Source organism: Devosia sp., from assembly GCF_028290645.1.
Lineage (GTDB): Bacteria > Pseudomonadota > Alphaproteobacteria > Rhizobiales > Devosiaceae > Devosia_A.
In genome coordinates this window covers 1-16,866 of sequence record NZ_JAQGJL010000089.1, presented here as the reverse complement: position 1 = coordinate 16,866, position 16,866 = coordinate 1, and the positions used below count along the sequence as shown (strand labels likewise).

General features: G+C 64.7%; 14 protein-coding genes. 4 read left to right on the top strand and 10 right to left on the bottom strand.

What is annotated here, in order from left to right:
- On the top strand, nucleotides 1-820 hold an 820-nt coding region (locus tag JWQ89_RS05015; protein ID WP_299638967.1), incomplete at its 5' end, for a mannonate dehydratase.
- A gap of 149 nt (nucleotides 821-969) precedes the next feature.
- Here the strand turns inward: JWQ89_RS05015 and JWQ89_RS05010 are convergent.
- The 8 genes from JWQ89_RS05010 to JWQ89_RS04975 all read right to left on the bottom strand — a co-directional run bounded on the left by JWQ89_RS05010 (nucleotide 970) and on the right by JWQ89_RS04975 (nucleotide 9,655).
- Nucleotides 970-1,269 carry a GIY-YIG nuclease family protein gene (locus JWQ89_RS05010; RefSeq protein WP_299638965.1) on the bottom strand — a complete coding sequence of 100 codons (300 nt, stop codon included), beginning with the start codon at nucleotides 1,267-1,269 and terminating at the stop codon, nucleotides 970-972.
- A gap of 462 nt (nucleotides 1,270-1,731) precedes the next feature.
- Nucleotides 1,732-2,499, bottom strand: a complete 768-nt coding sequence (locus JWQ89_RS05005; RefSeq protein ID WP_299638963.1) for a ribonuclease activity regulator RraA — start codon at nucleotides 2,497-2,499, stop codon at nucleotides 1,732-1,734.
- A 26-nt stretch (nucleotides 2,500-2,525) separates the two neighbouring features.
- Nucleotides 2,526-3,683 (bottom strand): mandelate racemase/muconate lactonizing enzyme family protein, encoded by a 1,158-nt coding sequence (locus tag JWQ89_RS05000; protein WP_299638961.1) that lies wholly within the window; start codon nucleotides 3,681-3,683, stop codon nucleotides 2,526-2,528.
- Nucleotides 3,684-3,694: 11 nt separating this feature from the next.
- Nucleotides 3,695-4,906, bottom strand: a complete 1,212-nt coding sequence (gene manD, locus JWQ89_RS04995; protein WP_299638959.1) for a D-mannonate dehydratase ManD — start codon at nucleotides 4,904-4,906, stop codon at nucleotides 3,695-3,697.
- 205 nt (nucleotides 4,907-5,111) lie between these two features.
- Nucleotides 5,112-6,209 (bottom strand): ABC transporter ATP-binding protein, encoded by a 1,098-nt coding sequence (locus tag JWQ89_RS04990; RefSeq protein WP_299638957.1) that lies wholly within the window; start codon nucleotides 6,207-6,209, stop codon nucleotides 5,112-5,114.
- 39 nt (nucleotides 6,210-6,248) lie between these two features.
- Complete coding sequence (locus JWQ89_RS04985) at nucleotides 6,249-7,145, bottom strand: carbohydrate ABC transporter permease (protein WP_299638955.1); 897 nt, start codon at nucleotides 7,143-7,145, stop codon at nucleotides 6,249-6,251.
- A gap of 58 nt (nucleotides 7,146-7,203) precedes the next feature.
- Nucleotides 7,204-8,163 carry a sugar ABC transporter permease gene (locus JWQ89_RS04980; protein ID WP_299638953.1) on the bottom strand — a complete coding sequence of 320 codons (960 nt, stop codon included), beginning with the start codon at nucleotides 8,161-8,163 and terminating at the stop codon, nucleotides 7,204-7,206.
- Nucleotides 8,164-8,242: 79 nt separating this feature from the next.
- Complete coding sequence (locus tag JWQ89_RS04975) at nucleotides 8,243-9,655, bottom strand: extracellular solute-binding protein (RefSeq protein ID WP_299638968.1); 1,413 nt, start codon at nucleotides 9,653-9,655, stop codon at nucleotides 8,243-8,245.
- A 315-nt stretch (nucleotides 9,656-9,970) separates the two neighbouring features.
- Between JWQ89_RS04975 and JWQ89_RS04970 the strand changes: the two genes are divergently transcribed.
- From JWQ89_RS04970 to JWQ89_RS04960, 3 genes are all read left to right on the top strand, one after another.
- Nucleotides 9,971-10,675 (top strand): GntR family transcriptional regulator, encoded by a 705-nt coding sequence (locus JWQ89_RS04970; protein ID WP_299638951.1) that lies wholly within the window; start codon nucleotides 9,971-9,973, stop codon nucleotides 10,673-10,675.
- A 76-nt stretch (nucleotides 10,676-10,751) separates the two neighbouring features.
- Nucleotides 10,752-12,119: a mandelate racemase/muconate lactonizing enzyme family protein gene (locus tag JWQ89_RS04965; RefSeq protein ID WP_299638949.1), complete on the top strand. Its 1,368-nt coding sequence runs from the start codon at nucleotides 10,752-10,754 to the stop codon at nucleotides 12,117-12,119.
- A gap of 249 nt (nucleotides 12,120-12,368) precedes the next feature.
- Nucleotides 12,369-13,568, top strand: a complete 1,200-nt coding sequence (locus tag JWQ89_RS04960) for a mandelate racemase/muconate lactonizing enzyme family protein (RefSeq protein ID WP_299638947.1) — start codon at nucleotides 12,369-12,371, stop codon at nucleotides 13,566-13,568.
- Between the two features lie 66 nt (nucleotides 13,569-13,634).
- Here JWQ89_RS04960 and JWQ89_RS04955 read toward each other — a convergent pair whose 3' ends face one another.
- Together JWQ89_RS04955 and JWQ89_RS04950 are read right to left on the bottom strand one after the other, a co-directional pair.
- Nucleotides 13,635-16,346 carry a DUF2339 domain-containing protein gene (locus tag JWQ89_RS04955; protein WP_299638945.1) on the bottom strand — a complete coding sequence of 904 codons (2,712 nt, stop codon included), beginning with the start codon at nucleotides 16,344-16,346 and terminating at the stop codon, nucleotides 13,635-13,637.
- A 148-nt stretch (nucleotides 16,347-16,494) separates the two neighbouring features.
- On the bottom strand, nucleotides 16,495-16,866 hold a 372-nt coding region (locus tag JWQ89_RS04950; RefSeq protein ID WP_299638943.1), incomplete at its 5' end, for a DUF763 domain-containing protein.

Sequence of the window (16,866 nt, the reverse complement as noted above, 5' to 3'; positions counted from 1 at the left end):
GGGCCTCGAGGGCCGCGACGAGCAGATCGAGAACTACCAGGCGACGATCCGCGCCGTGGCCCGCGCCGGCATCCCGGTGCTCGGCCTCCACTTCATGCCCAACTCGGTCTGGACCACCGACCGCAAGGGCCAGACCCGTGGCGGCGCCACGGCCCGCCAGTTCGACATGGCGGTCGTCGAAGCCAATATCGACAATCTCGAACTGCTCCGCACCTACATGCCGACGACGCTCGGCCGCGCCTCCTCGATGCCACTGTTCGGCAAGGACGGCCCGGTGATCACCGAGGACCAGATGTGGTCCAATTACGAGTACTTCATGAAGGCGGTCCTGCCGGTCGCCGAGGAAGAAGGCCTGAAGCTCGCCCTCCATCCGGACGATCCTCCGGTGCCGATGCTCGGCGGCGTGGCGCGGCTCTTCTACAAGCCGGAGAACTTCAAGAAGGCCTATGACCTCGTCGGCCGCTCCGAAGCCTGGTCGCTCGACCTCTGCCTCGGCTGCTGCTCGGAAATGGTCGGCGGCCGGACCAACGTCAACGAGATGATCGAGTATTTCGCCCCCAAGGGCCGGATCTCCTACATCCACTTCCGCGACGTCAAAGGCTCGGTCCCGAACTTCACCGAGTGCTTCATCGGCGACGGCAACTTCGACCCCGCCGAGGTCATAGTCCTCCTCGCCAAGAACGGCTTCGACGGGTTCCTCCTCGACGACCACGTCCCCAAGATGGACGGCGACAGCGACTGGAACCACCGCGGCCGCTCCCACGCCATCGGCTACATGCAGGGCCTCATCCGCATGGCCGAGTTTTTGGGCAAGATGTAAGCGGCTCGCCCGAAATGAGAACGGCCGGCGTCCAAACGGGCGTCGGCCGTTGTTTCCGGGGCACCGTGGCGCCCAACCACCGGTATCATCCCGGCGAAGGCCGGGACCCATCCTGAGATGCCACACCTGGCTTCACGCGTGCGATGGTCTCACTCCTGCCCCGTCAGCTCTCGATGAAGGTCCCGCCAATCCGGGTTCTTTTCCTCGATCAGACGCACCTTCCAGGCCCGGTGCCATTCCTTCAGCCGCTTCTCCCGAGTGATCGCCGCCTCGGCATTCTCGTGCACCTCGTACCAGACCAGCAGCTTCACGCCGTACCGCTTGGTGAAGCGCTCGAACCAATCGTTCTTGTGCTGCCAGATGCGCCCAACCGGGTTGCTCGTCACACCGACATACAGCGTGCCGTTCTTCCGGCTCGCCATGATGTAGACGATGAAGACCTTGCTCATAGCCTGACTGAAGCACGCTCCGGCCCACAGTGTCATCTCGGCCCCGAGCCTGCCCCCCAGCGCCTCGCCCACCTCCAGTGTCATCCCGGCGAAGGCCGGGATTCCATCCTGAGATGCTGCAACCTGCCGAGCGGGGAGAGAGACCTCAGGATGGGCCCCGGCCTTCGCCGGGGTGACACCGTGTTTGTGGCGAAGCCCTCAACCCAACTTGTGCAGCGGGGGTGCGTTTGGCACGATCACGCCACAACATCGACTCTTCACCTCCCCCTTCATGGGGGAGGCCGGGAGGGGGCCGTCTGCATCGGCTCAATCACCAGTTACAGCGCCCGAGGGCTCAGCGCTTGTCCCAGTGCCAGCTGACAAACGCCTGGCGCCTCCGAGTCCGTGCAAAAAACCAAAGGGCGCCACTTGGGCGCCCTTTTCCGTTTCAGCTGAAAGCTCCAGCCAGCGGCTTCCGCCGCTTCAGTGGCTGGGACTGGGCGGCAACCCCTTGGCCTTCCGCCAGGCCTGATATTCTTCCTCCGCATCCTTGTGCAGCGGGTAGTAGCGGCGGAGCGATTCACCTGCCGTCAGCTTCTCGCGGCTGAACACTTCCCATTCGGCGTGTTTCTTCGAATCCTCGATGACCTTTTCGGCCATCGACTGCGGCAGCACCACGACGCCGTCCTCGTCGGCCATGATGATGTCGCCGGGGATAACCATGACGCCGCCGCAGGAGATCGGAACGTTCACCGCCGAGGGGAAGATGCCGGTCTGGACGTGGTAGTTCGGGGTCCAGCCGCGCATCCAGATGGCGAGGTCGAGCTTGTCGACGTTGGGCTTGTCGCGCATCACGCCGTCGATGACGATGCCGGCGCCCTTGCGGCCCTTGAAGTAGGTCGACATCATGTCGCCAAAGACGCCCGAAGTCAGGTCGGCGCGCGCGTCGACGACGACCACGTCGCCCTCTTCCACCTCGTAGAGCACGTGGCGGTGCAGCTGCGTCTCGGGGTCGGCATATTCACCCTCGCTGAACAGGTCCGGCCGCTGCGGCATGAACTGCAGGGTCAGCGCCGAGCCGACGATCGACTTGCCGGCATACTGGCTGACCGGGCCGACCATGTGCGGGTTGCGGAACCCGGCATGGCCCAGCGAGCCGGCGACGGTGGCGGTGCCGATGTCCTTCAGCGCCGCGATGACGTCCTTTGACGGACGCTTGAAGGGTGGGATCTTGCTCTGGATGATGGCCATGGGGATTTCCTCGTGATTTCTTGGGTTTACCAGTTGGTGACCGAGCCGTCGCGGCGCTTCAGGTGCGGGGCTTCCCAGAACCTGAAGCTGTCCTTGTCGAGCAGCGCTTCGTTGATCTCGATGCCGAGCCCCGGTGCCTCGGGGACCCGGAACACGGCGCCTTCGAGCATCGGCATTTTCGGGAACAGGTCCGCGGTCGGCGTGCCGGCATAGAGGTCGGTGGCGTTGGCGCGCACTTCGAGGGCGAAGAAGTTGGGCGTCGCGGCGGAGAAATGGATGGTCGCCGCGGTGCAGATCGGGCCCAGCGGATTGTGCGGCATCAGGTCGACATAGTGCGCCTCGGACCAGCCGGCGACCTTCATCGCCTCGGTGAAGCCGCCGACATTGCAGAGGTCGAGCCGGTTGTACTGGTGGATGCCGCGCTCGATGTAGGGCAGGAACTGCCACTTGCTCGAAAACTCCTCGCCGATGGCGAAGGGCACGTCGGTGAGCTTGCGCAGGTTCTCGTAGGCTTCCGGCGTCTCGTCGCGGATCGGCTCCTCGAGGAAGTCGAGCGTGCCCGACGGCATCTTCTGGCAGAAGCTCGCGGTCTCGGCGACCGACAGGCGGTGGTGGTAGTCGATGCCGAGCACCACGTCCTCGCCCAGCGATTCGCGCGCCTTCACCAGGAACTTCGCGGTCTTGCCGATCGATTCGCGCGGCTCGAAGATGCCCGCCGCGTCGTTCCACTCAGCCGGGAAGAAGCGGATCGTCGACCAGCCCCGCGCCATGAGCTTTCGCGCATCCTCGATGGTCTCGTCGCCGCTGATCGCCGGGGTCGACGCAAAGGTCGGGATGACATCGCGGTGCTTGCCGCCGAGCAACTGGTACACCGGCACGCCGAGCGCCTTGCCCTTGATGTCGTGGAGCGCGATGTCGAGCGCCGACTGCGCCGCGGTCAGCACGCGCCCGCCCTCGAAATACTGGCTGCGGTACATCTCCTGCCACAGCGCGCCGATCTGCATCGGGTCGCGCCCGACGAGGAACTGCGCATAGTGCTCGAGCGCGCCGACGACCGCCTTCTCGCGGCCGGAAAGCCCACTCTCGCCCCAGCCGAAAATGCCCTCGTCGGTCTCGACCTTGACGATCAGCTGGTTGCGATGCCCGACCCAGACTGGGAACGGTTTTACTGCCGTGATCTTCATTTTACTCGCCCTTACCAGCTGGTCATCGAGCCGTCTTCGAGACGGGCAATCGGCAGGTAGGCGGGGGCGTAGGGGTATTTGGCGGCGAGGTCTTCATCGATATCGGTGCCGTGGCCCGGGGTCTCGTTGGGATAGAGATAGCCGCGGTCGTAGCGCCAGTCGCACTTGAAGACGTCGTAGGTCTCCTTGGTGTAGCCGGTGAACTCCTGGATGCCGAAGTTCGAGATCGCCGTGTCGACGTGGATGTTGGCGCCCATGGTGGCGGGCGACATGTCCATCGGACCGTGGCAGGCCGAGCGGACGTGGTAGATCGCGGCGAAATCGAAGATCCGCTTGATGCCGGTGACGCCGCCCGCGTGCACCGCGGTGACGCGGATATAGTCGATGAGCTGTTCGGAAATCAGCGTCGTCGTGTCGTAGATCGAGTTGAACACCTCGCCCACCGCCAGCGGCGTGGTGGTGTGCTGGCGGATGAGCCGGAAGCCCTCCTGCAGCTCGGCGGGAATGGCGTCCTCGAGCCAGAACAGGCGGTAGGGTTCGAGGTCCTTGCCCAGCCGCGCCGCCTCGATCGGGGTCAGCCGGTGGTGCACGTCGTGCATCAGGTGGGTGTCCCAGCCGACCGCATCGCGCAGCTTGTCGAAGAGCTTGGGCACCAGCGGCAGGTATTTGTGGGTGGCCCAGACCTCCTCGGTCACCATCGGCTTGATCATGCCGCCGGCCGACTGGTCGGTGGAGCGTCCCGTGCCATAGATCGGCGGCAGGCCGGGGATCGACACCTGGGCGCGGACGGCCTCGAGGCCCTGCTCCTTGAGCGCCAGCACGCCGTCGATCACTTCGGGAATCTCGAGCCCGCCGACGTGCTTGTAGACCATCACCTTGTCGCGCGACTTGCCGCCGAGCAGCTGGTAGAGCGGCATGCCGGCCACCTTGGCCTTGATGTCCCACAGCGCCATGTCGATGGCGGCAATGGCGGCCATGGTGATCGGGCCGCGACGCCAGTAGGCGCCCTTGTAGAGGTACTGCCAGATGTCCTCGGTCCGGAGCGGATCCTTACCGATCAGAGTCGGCGCAATGTGGTCCTCGAGGTAGCTGACCACGGCCAGCTCGCGGCCGTTCACCGTGCCGTCGCCGATGCCGTACACCCCCTCGTCGGTGATGATCTTGACGGTAGTGAAATTCCGCCCGGGCGAGCAGACAATGACTTTGATCTCTTTGATTTTCATAGTGTTTCGCTCAACGTTTGGACGCTAACCGGGTCATCCCCGCCAAAGCGGGGACCTCTGCTTTGAGGTGCGGCCGGCAAAACGGAGGTTCCCGCTTTCGCGGGAATTACGCCGAGTGTGGGGGAGCGCACTGTGCTTGGGTTCGGCCCGTGCCCGGGCCCGTGGAAAATGCCTATTGGGAAGAGAATAAAGTTGAAGGCGGGATTCAGTCGGCCTTGAGGGCCATCTCGGTCTCGCCGTCGAACAAATGCATCTTGTCCTGGTCGAACTCGATGAACACCGGCTCGTCGGGCCGGATCTGCACGCTCGGGGCGAGGCTGATGTTAAGGATGGCACTCGAGACGAACACCTGGGCGAAGGTGATGTCGCCGGTCGGCTCGACCGTATAGACCTTGCCGGGCACCGAGCCGGGCACCTGCGACTTGTGGAGCTTCACCGTCGAGTGCCGGGCGCCGAGCACCACCTTGGGGCTCTTGGCGTTGAGGGCCTTCCTCGCATTGGCGGGCGAGAGCGGCAGCTCCCAGCCTTCGGGGCTCGTCAGCGCCACCTCGGTGCCCCTGGTCACCGCGGCCAGCGGGATGAGGCTCATTGCCGGCGAGCCGACAAAGCTCGCGACGAACATGTTGACCGGGTTGGCGAAGACGTTGGCCGGCGAATCGTATTGCTGCAGGAACCCGCCATTCATCACCGCCATCTTGTCGGCCATGGTGACGGCTTCGAGCTGGTCGTGGGTGACGTAGATTACCGTGGCGTGGAGGTCCTGGTGGAAGCGCTTGATCTCCGAGCGCATCTGCACGCGGAGCTTGGCGTCGAGGTTCGACAGTGGCTCGTCCATCAGGAACACCCGCGGGTCGCGCACCAGCGCCCGGCCCAGCGCCACGCGCTGCTGTTGGCCGCCGGAGAGTTCGCGCGGCTTGCGCTCGAGCAGGTGCGTGATGTCCAGCACCTTGGCCGCCGCCTGCACCTTCTTGTCGATCTCGTCCTTGGGAAGCTTCCGCATCTGCAGCGGGAAGGCCAGGTTCCGGTAGACGGTCTTGTTGGGGTAGAGCGCGTAGTTCTGGAACACCATGGCGATGTCCCGGTCCTTGGGATCAAGATCGGTGACGATGCGATCACCGATCACCACGTCGCCGCCCGACATCGGGATCAATCCCGCGACGAGGTTCAGCGTCGTGGTCTTGCCGCAGCCCGACGGGCCGACCAGCGCCACGAACTCGCCGTCCTCGACGGTCAGCGACACGTGGTTCACGGCATAGACGTTGCCGTAGTTCTTGACCACGTCCTTGAGGACAACCTGAGCCATTCAATACCCCTTACAACCCGATCCGCCGTGCGGCAGGCATTAGTGCTTCACTGCGCCTTCGGTCAGCGCGCGGACGAAATATTTCTGCAGGACGAGGAACAGCACCACCACCGGCACGCTCATCATGAAGGTCGCTGCCATCAGGCCCGGCCAATCCGTCGCGAACTCGGTAAAGAAGCGCTGGATGCCGACCGGCAGCGTCATCGTCTCCTGCTTGGAAAGGAACGTGTACGCATAAACGTATTCGTTCCAGGCCCCGATGAACGAGAAGATCGAGGTGGCGATGATCCCCGGGGAGCTCAGCGGCATGACGATCAGAAGAAACGCCTGGAAGCGCGTCGCGCCGTCGATGCGGGCCGCCTGCTCGAGCTGGATCGGGATGTTGTCGAAGAAGCCCTTGAGCAGCCAGATCGACAGCGGCAGGCCGAAGGTCAAATAGGTGAGGATCAGCGAGCCGTGGGTGTTCACCAGCCCCAGCCAGCGCATCAAGAGGAACAGCGGCACGAGGAACACCACGGCCGGGAACATGTTGCGCAAGAGCACGGCGAAGAACAGGAACGTGCGGCCCGGGAAGCGGAAGCGCGAGAACGCATAGGCTGCCGGCACCGCCACCGCGACACCGAGGATGGTGGTCGCGAGCGACACGTAGAAGCTGTTCCAGAAATAGAGCAGGAATTCCTTGCCGATGCTGCCCGACGGGTCGAGCAGGCGGGTGTAGTTCTGCAGCGTCGGCTCGGCCGGCCACCATTGCGGCGGATATTGCAGCGCCGCGAACTGGGTCTTGATCGAGGTCAACAGCATCCACGCCATCGGCAGGACGGTGAAGATCAGCAGAAACACCAGGAACACCCGGCCGCCCCAGCGCCACCAGTCGATGGAGCGGGTTGCCGTGGGACGCACGGCCTCGGCGGGGATGCTGGCGGGAATGGACGTCATGCGCGATCTCCCGACGCATTGGCAGAGTTGAGCGGCAGCGCCGCGTTCGAAAACCTCATCATCCCGCCCTCGACTCGTCGCCCTTGGTGAGCGCCTTCACGTAGAAGTAGCCGAGCGTCATCATCACGATGAACAGGATCACCGCGTAGGCCGAGGCGACGCCGTAGCGCTGGCGGCCGAAGGCGATGGTGTAGATCTGGGTGATCCAGATGTCCGAGGCGCCCGCCGGGCCGCCGCCGGTCATGATCCAGGGAATGATGAAGGAGTTGAAGTTCGCCACCATCAGCAGCAGCACGGTGACCATCGACACGCCCTTCAGGTGCGGGAAGGTCACGTGCCAGAAGCGCTGCCAGGCATTGGCGCCATCGACCTGCGCCGCACGCAGCAGCTGCTCGGGCACGGTCTGCAGCCCCGCCATCAGCATGATCATGGCGAAGGAGAATTCCTTCCAGATATTCACCACGATCAGCGAAGGCAGCACGGTGTGGACGTTGTCGAGGAAATTGATCGGCTTGTCGGAGAGGCCCAGCTGCACCGCCAGCGCCCCGATGACGCCGAAGTCGGAATGGTACAGCCACTTCCACACATAGGAGGCGGCGACCGCGCTCACCACGTAGGGGATCAGCAGCACCGCGCGCATGACGCCGCGGCCGGCGAACTCGCGATGCAGCGACAGCGCCGCGCCAAGCCCGAGCAGGAACGCGAAGAAGGTCGAGGCTACCGTCCAGATCGCGGTGTTGATGGTCACCTCGCGGAACGAGTCGCTCTTCAGGATCGCCCAGTAATTGTCCAGCCCGACGAAGATCTTGTCCTTCATCTGCAGGTTGGGCGGGGTTTTGAAGAAGCTGAGCTCGATCGTGTAGTAGACCGGGTAGGCGATGACGATCAGCATCACCAGCAGCGCCGGCAGCACGTAGAGATAGTCGTTGCGATGGTTGAAGATGCGCTTGAACACGTTGGCGCGTTTGGGCGCCACGGGCGCTCCGGCATAGGCTACCTGCCCGGTTACGCTGCTCACTATTGCCGCCTCTTCGTTGGAAAAATATGGGACCGGCAGCAGCTTGGGCTGCCGGTCCGTCGGGTGTGAAAGCGGGAGCTTAGATGCCGCCGCCCATCAGTTCTTCAACCTTCTTGGCTGCGTCGTCGGCCGCCTGGTCGACCGTCATCTTCCCGGTCAGGGCGTTCTGCAGCATGTCCGGCACGATGATGTTCATGATCTCGGTGGCTTCCGGCACCACCGGGAACGGGATGCCGCTGGGCAGCATGGAGGTGGTGACGTCGAGGAACTTGATGGTGTCCAGACGCTCCTTCATCCACTTGGTCTTGAAGCCGGCGAGGTTGCCGGGGTTCGAACCGGTCCAGGCGAGCTTGGTCGACCACTCGGGGCTGTTCCAGAAGCAGGCGAAGGCCTTGGCCGCCTGCTCGTCGAAGCCGCCGTCGACATATTCATTCTTGATGAAGTGCATGTTCGAGCCGCCGAACACCACGGCGCGACGCGCCGGGCCCTCGGGGATCAGACCATAGCGCATGTTGGCGACCACGGCATCGGCCACCGCCTTGTCGGCGCCGGTGGCCTTGCCCGCCAGATCCACCATCTTGGCGTATTCGGCCGGATGGGCGATCATCATGGCGAGCTGGCCGGCGATGAACGGGTTCTGGTTTTCGTTCTGCGTGTTGGTGAGCGCCGAGACCGGCACCGACTTGTCACGCACATACATGTCGTAGGACGCCTGGAGCGCCGCCTTGGTGCCCTCGTTGTTCAGCCCGACCGACTCGTAGGTCGGCGCGTCGCTGGATTCGTCGAGGGCCGAGCCACCATACGCCCACAGCTGCGGCATGAAGCGGAACGGGGTGTTGCCGGCGTTCTGCTTGGCCACCATGCCGTAGCCGGAGATGCCCAGCTTGTCGTGGATGGTCTTGGAATAGGTGACGACGTCGTCCCAGGTCGCCGGGGGGCTCTCGGGATCGAGGCCGGCGCGCTTGAAGATGTCGGCGTTCCAGATGAACGCCATGGTCTCGTTGTTGGTCGGGATGCCGTAGGTCTTGCCTTCATAGGTGACCGACTTCATCGCGCCGGGCCAGAAATCGGCAGTCGGATAGCCGACGTCTTCCGGCTTCAGTTCCTGGAAATAGCCCTTGGACGAGAACTCGATGCCGCCCAGGATCTGCAGGCGCAGCACCATCGGCCCGGCATTGCCGAGCAGCGCGGTGCGCAGCTTGTCGAGCAGTTGGTTGTAGTCGATGTTCTGCGCGTCGGTCTCGATATTGGGATAGGTCGCCTTCCAGGCCGCCCAGAATTCGTCGTTGATCTTGCGCTCGATATCGGGCGAGGCGTCGTTCGGACCGGTCCACCAGTAGGTGAGCCTGCCCTTGTAATCGAGCGGCACGACCTTGGAGCACGTGGCGGCCGTATCGACCTCCTCGGTGCCGGCGATCGACCGGATGTATTCCGGCGACCACTTGGACAGGTCCACGCTCTGCGCGAACGACGCAGTGGCGCTCAGCAGCATGCTGGCAGCGCTCAGCGCGGCGACCGACAGCCCGATCATACGCCGGCGGCTGAACCTGCCGGTTTGGTCTTTATGCATTGAGAATCCTCCATCTCAAATCGAAGCTCGCGCCCGGCCTTGCGGCCGTGCGACAACTTCCTGCAGCTTTGGCTGCTCCTCGTTCGGGACCGGACTTGCCGCCGGCTTTTCCCAACTGGCGAGAACAGTTCCAGACAACGTTGTATATGTCAACATTGCCAAAGTCGTACATTATTTCGGGGGATTTGCGTGCTAACAGGGCTTGGCTTGCCCAAAAAATATGCATAAACAGGCGCAATGAGCGACGTGCGCGTCAAGTCGGACCAGCCCGAGGAAAGCCTCGAGCAGCAGCAGGCCTCCGTCTACGAGATGATCCGCGAGGACATCGTTTCGGGACGGCTGGGGCCCAACGAGCGGCTGAAAGTCGCGGAGCTCGCCGAGCACTACCAGACCTCCACCAACCCGATCCGCGAAGCGCTGCAGCAGCTGCGCGGCGAGGGCTTCGTGGTGATGGAGCCCAACCGCGGCGCGCGGGTGAGGCCGATCGACGCGGATTTCGTGCGCGACATCATCGAGATCGAGGTGCTGATCGAAGCGGCGCTGACCCGCTGGTTCGTATCGATCGCGTCGGATGCCGACATCGTCGAGCTTGAGGCCATCCAGGCCGAGATCGAAGCCAACAACTATGCCGACCGCATCCGGCACGGCCTGCTCGATACGCGCTTTCACAAGTTCATCTACGACCGCCACTACAACCGGCACGCCGCGGAACTCTGGTGGAAGCACCGCGAGATCCTGAGGGCAATCAGCCGGCGCTTTCCCACCTCGCTCAGCCGGCGCGTCTCGGTGTTCCGCGAGCATCGCGAACTGATCGCCTGCATCCAGGCGCAGGATGCCGACGGCGCCGCCGCAGTGGTCGCCCGGCACGTCGAAGGCTCGGGCCGGCATATCATCGAACAAATGGGCGTCGCCCTTAGAAACGGGACCGCCAAGCGCCTTTAGGCCGGGACCAGAAGCCCCGCGAGGCTTTCCGTTCGCTCCGGCCGCCACCAATCCAGTCATTTCGGAGGAGAGACTAATGACTATCGATGAAGTTCGGCTGGCCGAAGGGGTGGAGGACAACATCCGCACCGCATCGCGGCCGAGCGAACTGCGGATCACGGATATCCGCGTTGCCGAGATCGTCGGCGCGCCCTTCACCTCGGCGCTGTTGAAGATCTACACCAACCAGGGGCTCGTCGGCTTCGGCGAAGTGCGCGACGGCGCCAGCGCTACCTATGCGCTGATGCTGAAGAGCCGACTCCTGGGCGAGAATCCCTGCGACATCGACCGGCTGTTCCGCCGCATCAAGCAGTTCGGCGGCCACGGCCGGCAGGGCGGCGGCGTCTCGGCGATCGAGATTGCGCTGTGGGATCTCGCCGGCAAGGCCTATGGCGTGCCGGTCTACCAGATGCTCGGCGGCAAGTTCCGCGACAAGGTGCGCGTCTATTGCGACACCGACGCCGAAAAGCCCAGCGGCACCGAGACCGGCAAGCGCCTCAAAGAGCGCATGGACATGGGCTTCACCTTCCTCAAGATGGACCTCGGGCTGGCGCAGATCTCCCACATCCCGGGCGCCGTCGTCGCGCCGGCCGGCGTGCTCGAAGGTTTCCGCTCCCATGCCGGTGGCCGCCGCGTCGGCCAGAGCCTTGAGCAGCGCCGGGCGCGCAACGCCGTCTATGACGCGCAGAACGTGCCGCATCCTTTCACCGGGCTGCACTTCACCGAAAAGGGCCTCGACCTCCTCGACCAATACATCCACGAGGTGCGCGAGGTCATCGGCTACGAGGTCCCACTCGCCATCGACCATGTCGGCCATATCTCGCTGCAGGACGGCATCCGCCTCGCCCGCCGGATCGAGAAATACGCCCCGGCCTGGCTCGAGGACGTGATCCCCTGGCAATACACCGACCAGTACCGGCAGCTGCAGGAAGCCACTTCGGTGCCGATCTGCACCGGCGAGGACATCTATCTGAAGGAAGGCTTCGAGCCGTTGCTCAATTCGGGCATCTCGGTCATCCACCCGGACCTGCTCACCTCGGGCGGCATCCTCGAGACCAAGAAGATCGGCGACGCGGCGCAGGACCACGGCATCGCCATGGCCATCCACATGGCCGAAAGCCCGATCGCCGCGATGGCCGCCGCGCATGTCGCAATCGCCACCGAAAACTTCATGGCGCTCGAGTTCCACAGCGTCGAAGTCGACTGGTGGGACGACATCGTCACGGGCCTGCCCAAGCCGCTGGTCAAGGACGGCTTCATCACCGTCACGGACAAGCCGGGCCTCGGCATCGACGACGTGGTCGACGAGGTCATCAGCCAGCACCTGCAGGAGGGTGTCAAAGGCATCTGGCTACCCACCGATCACTGGGATGACGAGTATTCCTGGGACCGCACCTGGAGCTGACGGGCTGCCGGGTTGCCTTCTCCGCTTGTGGGAGAAGCTGGCGCGAAGCGCCCGATGAGGGGTCTCGCAACCGGGAGGTTGCGTGACTTCAGCGAAGCGAAGGGCGGGCGCGGGCAGAAAACCTCCATCGCCCTTCAGGCACCCTCTCCCTGCGCGGGGGAAGTCGCCACACCGAAACCAGACTGGCCAATTTTACGGGCTACGAAATCGATTTGAGAGCCGCCCACCGATGGGCGTGAGGGAGAAATAATGAAAATCACTGACTTGCGCTGCGCCGTCATCGGCAAGCACCCGATTGTCCGCATCGTCACCGACGAGGGCCTCTATGGCCTGGGCGAGGTGGAATACACCAAGCCCTACCTCAAGCCCTGGGTGCTGCATTTCCGCGAGGCGCTGATCGGCGAGGACCCGACCGACGTCGAGCGCGTCATGCTGAAGATCCGCCAGCGCGGCTCGTTCAAGCCCTATGGCGCCGCCGTCTCGGCCATCGAGCATGCGCTCTGGGACATCGCCGGCAAGGCCGCGAACGTTCCCGTCTACAAGCTGCTCGGCGGCAAGGTGCGCGACAAGGTGCGCGTCTATAACGGCTCGATCCGCCAGAAGCGCACCGGCGACAAGCCGGAGGACTATGCCGCCGACGTCAAGTGGATGAAGGACCAGCCGCAGAACTTCTTCATGGTGAAGCAGGGCATCAGCTTCCACTCCAACATGAAGCGCAATGTCGAGGACTTCCACTACGGCGTCACCCAGCCGCCCGACTATCACGGCGCCATGGACCAGGGCCAGATTTCCGAGCACGCCTTCAACCACATGCTCGACTGCGTCATCGCCATGAAGGAAGCGCTCGGCGACAAGGTCTCGCTCGCCCTCGACTGCGGCCCGGGCTGGTTCCTCCCCGACGCCATCCGCTTCGCCCAGGCGGTGGAAAAATACAACCTGATGTGGCTCGAGGACATGCTCACCGGCGACTACGTGCCGTGGGTCAACCCGCAGGCCTATCGCGAGCTCACCGTCTCGACCTCGACACCGATCCATACCGGCGAGCAGATCTACCTCCGCCACAACTTCAAGGAGCTGATCGAGACCCAGGCGGTCCGCGTCGTCGGTCCGGATCCGGCCGATATCGGTGGCATCGCCGAGCTCAAGTGGGTGGCCGAGCACGCCTACATGCACTCGATCATGATGGCCCCGCACGGCACCGCCAATGGCCTGCTCGGCCTCGGCGCACTGATCAACGTCTGCGCCACGCTCCCGGCCAACTACATCGCCTTCGAGTACCCGAGCGCCTCGGACCCGTTCTGGAACGAGATCGTCACGGGCCTCCCCTCCGGCCCGATCGTCAAGGACTCGATGGTCGACCTCCTTCCCGGCCCCGGCCTCGGCCTCGACATCGACGCCAAGGCCGCCAAGCGCTACCTCAAGGAAGAAGACGCAGCCTTCTTCGACTGATCCGACCCCTGCCGGGGCGGCGCGCCTTTCGCCGCGCTCCGCCCCGGCGTTACCACCGAGCCGCAGTCATGGCACTTGCGGTTCGGCCGATGCCGGGGTCTCCACGACCTTGGCGCCGGACGGACCGATGCCGAAGACATAGCGGCCGTAGAACCAGCTGACCGCCAGCAAGGCGACGCCGAGGCCGAGGAACGAACCCACCCGCCACAGCCCTTCGAGCCCGCTGACGTCGTACAGGAACACCTTGGCGATCGTCGCCAGCACCACGAGGAGCGATGCCCCTCGCAGGGCCACGCTCGAGAACACCACACCGCCCCAGAGCAGCGCGAAGCCGTAGACCAGCATGCTCCCTGAATAGGAGTAGAGCTCGATCTGGCCGGGCACGAGCCCCTCGCCGTTGAGCGTTGTCCCGTGTATAGACTGCCTGATCAGGACGAGAAGCGTGAGCAACCCGGTAAGGCCGCCAAACGCGGCGAGGCCCCGCGCCAGTTGCGGCGAGCCGGCCTGCCGCGCCAGGTAGGCAATGGCGAGCAGCAGGGCGGTCGGCAGGCCCATGGCGGTAAGCGCGACGTTGAAGACCGGCCAACCGGGGGTCTCGATGGTCGGCCAGAACCGGAAGATCGGCACGACGGCGAAGGCCAGCATCGCCAGCGCGACCAGCCCCGCCAGTCCGGCGCCGGCCTGGAACAGGTGCGTTCGTCCGGTCTTCGACGCCGCGTAGATCGACACAAGGGCGAGCAGCGCCATCGCGTTGAACCACCACGATCCGACGACGAACACTTCCGTGAACAGATCGGACGGGATCGTCGGCAGGATCAGGAAGTGAATGGCCAGCGCCAGCAGCACGATCGAGACGACGTCCAGTATCTGCGGCGCCCTGGAATAGGCGACCCTCGCAAACGCCGTGGCCGCCCCGAGCAGCAGCAGCCCCGGCAGCAGCAACAGCGTTATCGGCGCCTGCTCAATGCCGACGGTCGGAACGAAGTCGGCGAAGCCGCCTGGCGAAAGCAGCAGCAGGTACGTCCCCGATCCGCTCGACGCGGCTTGCCCGCTCAGCAGCAACAAGCCGTAGAGACAGACGTAGGCGATGTGCATCGCCTTGATCGCCGGCACGCGGAACTTGAGATAGAGGAGCGACAGGCCAAAGGCCTGCACCGCGGCCGCGAGGGCATAGAGGCCGGGATCGAGGACGAGACCGAGGCCCAGCGACAGCAAGGCGCTGCAGCCGACAGCAAAGCCCGCCGCAGGGTCCGGCTCGCGCGCCGCCTTGTGTGTCCGCAGGGCGAGCCAGCCGAACCCTGCCGAAATGACAAAGGCGATGGCGGCCCACAGATACGGCACGTCCCGTGCCCCCATCCAGCCATCGAGCTTGACGAGCAGGATGACGAACAGCAGCGCCGACAGCCCGGCCAGTTCGAACGAGCGCCTTGCCGGATCGGCACCGGCGCGGAACTGGATCACCAGCGCTCCCAGATGGGTTACGGCGAAGAGCGCCGCAAACCCCAGGAACGCCACGCCGTCCGGTTCGCGCCAGGCGAGTTGGACAACCAGTCCGGCGCTCAGGGTAGCGAACCAGGCCGCGCGGAAGCTGGCGCCGTACCGGGCGATCAGCAGGCCGCCGCCAAGGCCAAGCCCGGTCATTGCCGCAAGGAACACCAGGTGAAACTGGTGAACAATGGTGCCCAGCGCCAGGCAAACGGCAGCCACGTACACGCCAAGGGTGACGAGACGCACACGGTCCTGCCAGGCGCTCGCGTCATCGCGAAGCGGCGCCAGCGCCACAATTGCGGGCGCCAGCGCAAGTAGCAGGTAGAACACAGCCAGCGCTACCGGGTCGGTGGAGAAGACCAGGCCGAGGGCCCAGAGCGCCGGGGCAATTACCGCGGGGACCACCTGGCCCCACCAGCCATTCCAGCGGATGGCAAACACCGACGCCGTCAACAGGACCGTCACGTAGGTCGGGATCATGCCGCTGGAGGTCCCGACCGACCACACGAAGAATGGCGAGAGATAGCCGCCAAGCAATCCTACGAGCATGACCCGTTGACCGAACTGGGTCGCTATGACGATCGCCGCAACCGTTACGAGAACCGCCCCGGCCAGCGCGATGACGCCGGGAACGAGGTGAAAGATACTGGCCGCGAGGAACATCGTTCCGTACGCCACAGCTATCGCGGCTGTCGCAAGGGCGGAGGCGATGCGTTCACCGTTGGCGATGCGCCTCGCCTTGACGACATAGGCGGCCCCCAGCAGGCCAAAAGCAGCGAGAGCGCACAGGGCGACACGTACCGTCGGCGTGAGCAGGCTGGCCCCGGACTCGAGCGCCCAGTTCACGAGGAAAAATCCGGCGATGAGGAGCATGATGGCGCCGCCCCACACCGGCAGCCGAACGCCGAGCGTCCTTTCCCAATCGATGTCGTGGCGAACCGGTGGCGGCGGCGCGGCGCCATCGCCCCATCCGGGCGGCGGCGGCTCCGGCTCGCTGATTGCCTGCGACTCTTCGAGAAGTTCCTCGGCAGTGGCTGCCGCGTCGGGTTCGGCGGTGGCCAAGGGCGCGCTTGGGGTTATTGCAGGAGGTATCGCCGCCTCGGTCAGGATCGACGCGGCCGGGGCGCCGACGGTTGCTTCCACTCCGGTCCTTGCCGGTGCTTCCGCCGGGAGTGGAGAAGGTTTCGCCAACCTCGCCTCGATCTGCTCTATACGCGAGCTGATGGCGGAAAGCTTGCGACCGAAAGCAACGGCAACAATCGCGCCGGCGACGACGATTACCAGATCCATAAATGAGACTTCCCCGCCACGTTGTTCGCAAACTGGCACGTGACAGGGCAGCCCGTAAACTGGCATGACGGCACTATTGTAAACGAGATTGTTTATCGGCACTCCAGCCCGCGGAAGCCAATACCGGGCTACTTCATGGGCGTCCGGGTCACACCCGCATCTTCGCCCGCAGATACGCGTTCGGCGCGTCGTCCATCACCGTCCGCCCGCCATATTCCGGCGCCCGCCGCCGCTCTTCGGCGATGAACTCGTGAAAACCCGGCCCCGTCGCCCGGGCCTCGAGCTGGCGCGCCTGCCGGTCGAGCCGCTTGATCGCGTCGAGTTCCTCGTCGCGTCCCAGCCGGGCCTTGCCGACCGCCGATTTCAGCACGCGGATAGTCTCGTCATAGACCTTGAGCGGCACCGGGAACGGATGCCCGTCCTTGCCGCCGTGCGCGAGCGAGAACCGAGCCGGGTCGCTGAACCGATATGGCGTGCCATGCACGACTTCGGCGACCATGGCCAGCGCCTTGACCGTGCG

Coding starts and splice junctions, on each gene's coding strand:
- JWQ89_RS05010 (WP_299638965.1), bottom strand. CDS start 1,269: ATGAGCAAGGTCTTCATCGTCTACATCATGGCGAGCCGGAAGAACGGC.
- JWQ89_RS05005 (WP_299638963.1), bottom strand. CDS start 2,499: ATGGCCATCATCCAGAGCAAGATCCCACCCTTCAAGCGTCCGTCAAAG.
- JWQ89_RS04970 (WP_299638951.1), top strand. CDS start 9,971: ATGAGCGACGTGCGCGTCAAGTCGGACCAGCCCGAGGAAAGCCTCGAG.
- JWQ89_RS04975 (WP_299638968.1), bottom strand. CDS start 9,655: ATGCTGCTGAGCGCCACTGCGTCGTTCGCGCAGAGCGTGGACCTGTCC.
- JWQ89_RS04955 (WP_299638945.1), bottom strand. CDS start 16,346: ATGGATCTGGTAATCGTCGTCGCCGGCGCGATTGTTGCCGTTGCTTTC.
- JWQ89_RS05000 (WP_299638961.1), bottom strand. CDS start 3,683: ATGAAGATCACGGCAGTAAAACCGTTCCCAGTCTGGGTCGGGCATCGC.
- JWQ89_RS04985 (WP_299638955.1), bottom strand. CDS start 7,145: ATGACGTCCATTCCCGCCAGCATCCCCGCCGAGGCCGTGCGTCCCACG.
- JWQ89_RS04965 (WP_299638949.1), top strand. CDS start 10,752: ATGACTATCGATGAAGTTCGGCTGGCCGAAGGGGTGGAGGACAACATC.
- JWQ89_RS04960 (WP_299638947.1), top strand. CDS start 12,369: ATGAAAATCACTGACTTGCGCTGCGCCGTCATCGGCAAGCACCCGATT.
- manD (WP_299638959.1), bottom strand. CDS start 4,906: ATGAAAATCAAAGAGATCAAAGTCATTGTCTGCTCGCCCGGGCGGAAT.
- JWQ89_RS04990 (WP_299638957.1), bottom strand. CDS start 6,209: ATGGCTCAGGTTGTCCTCAAGGACGTGGTCAAGAACTACGGCAACGTC.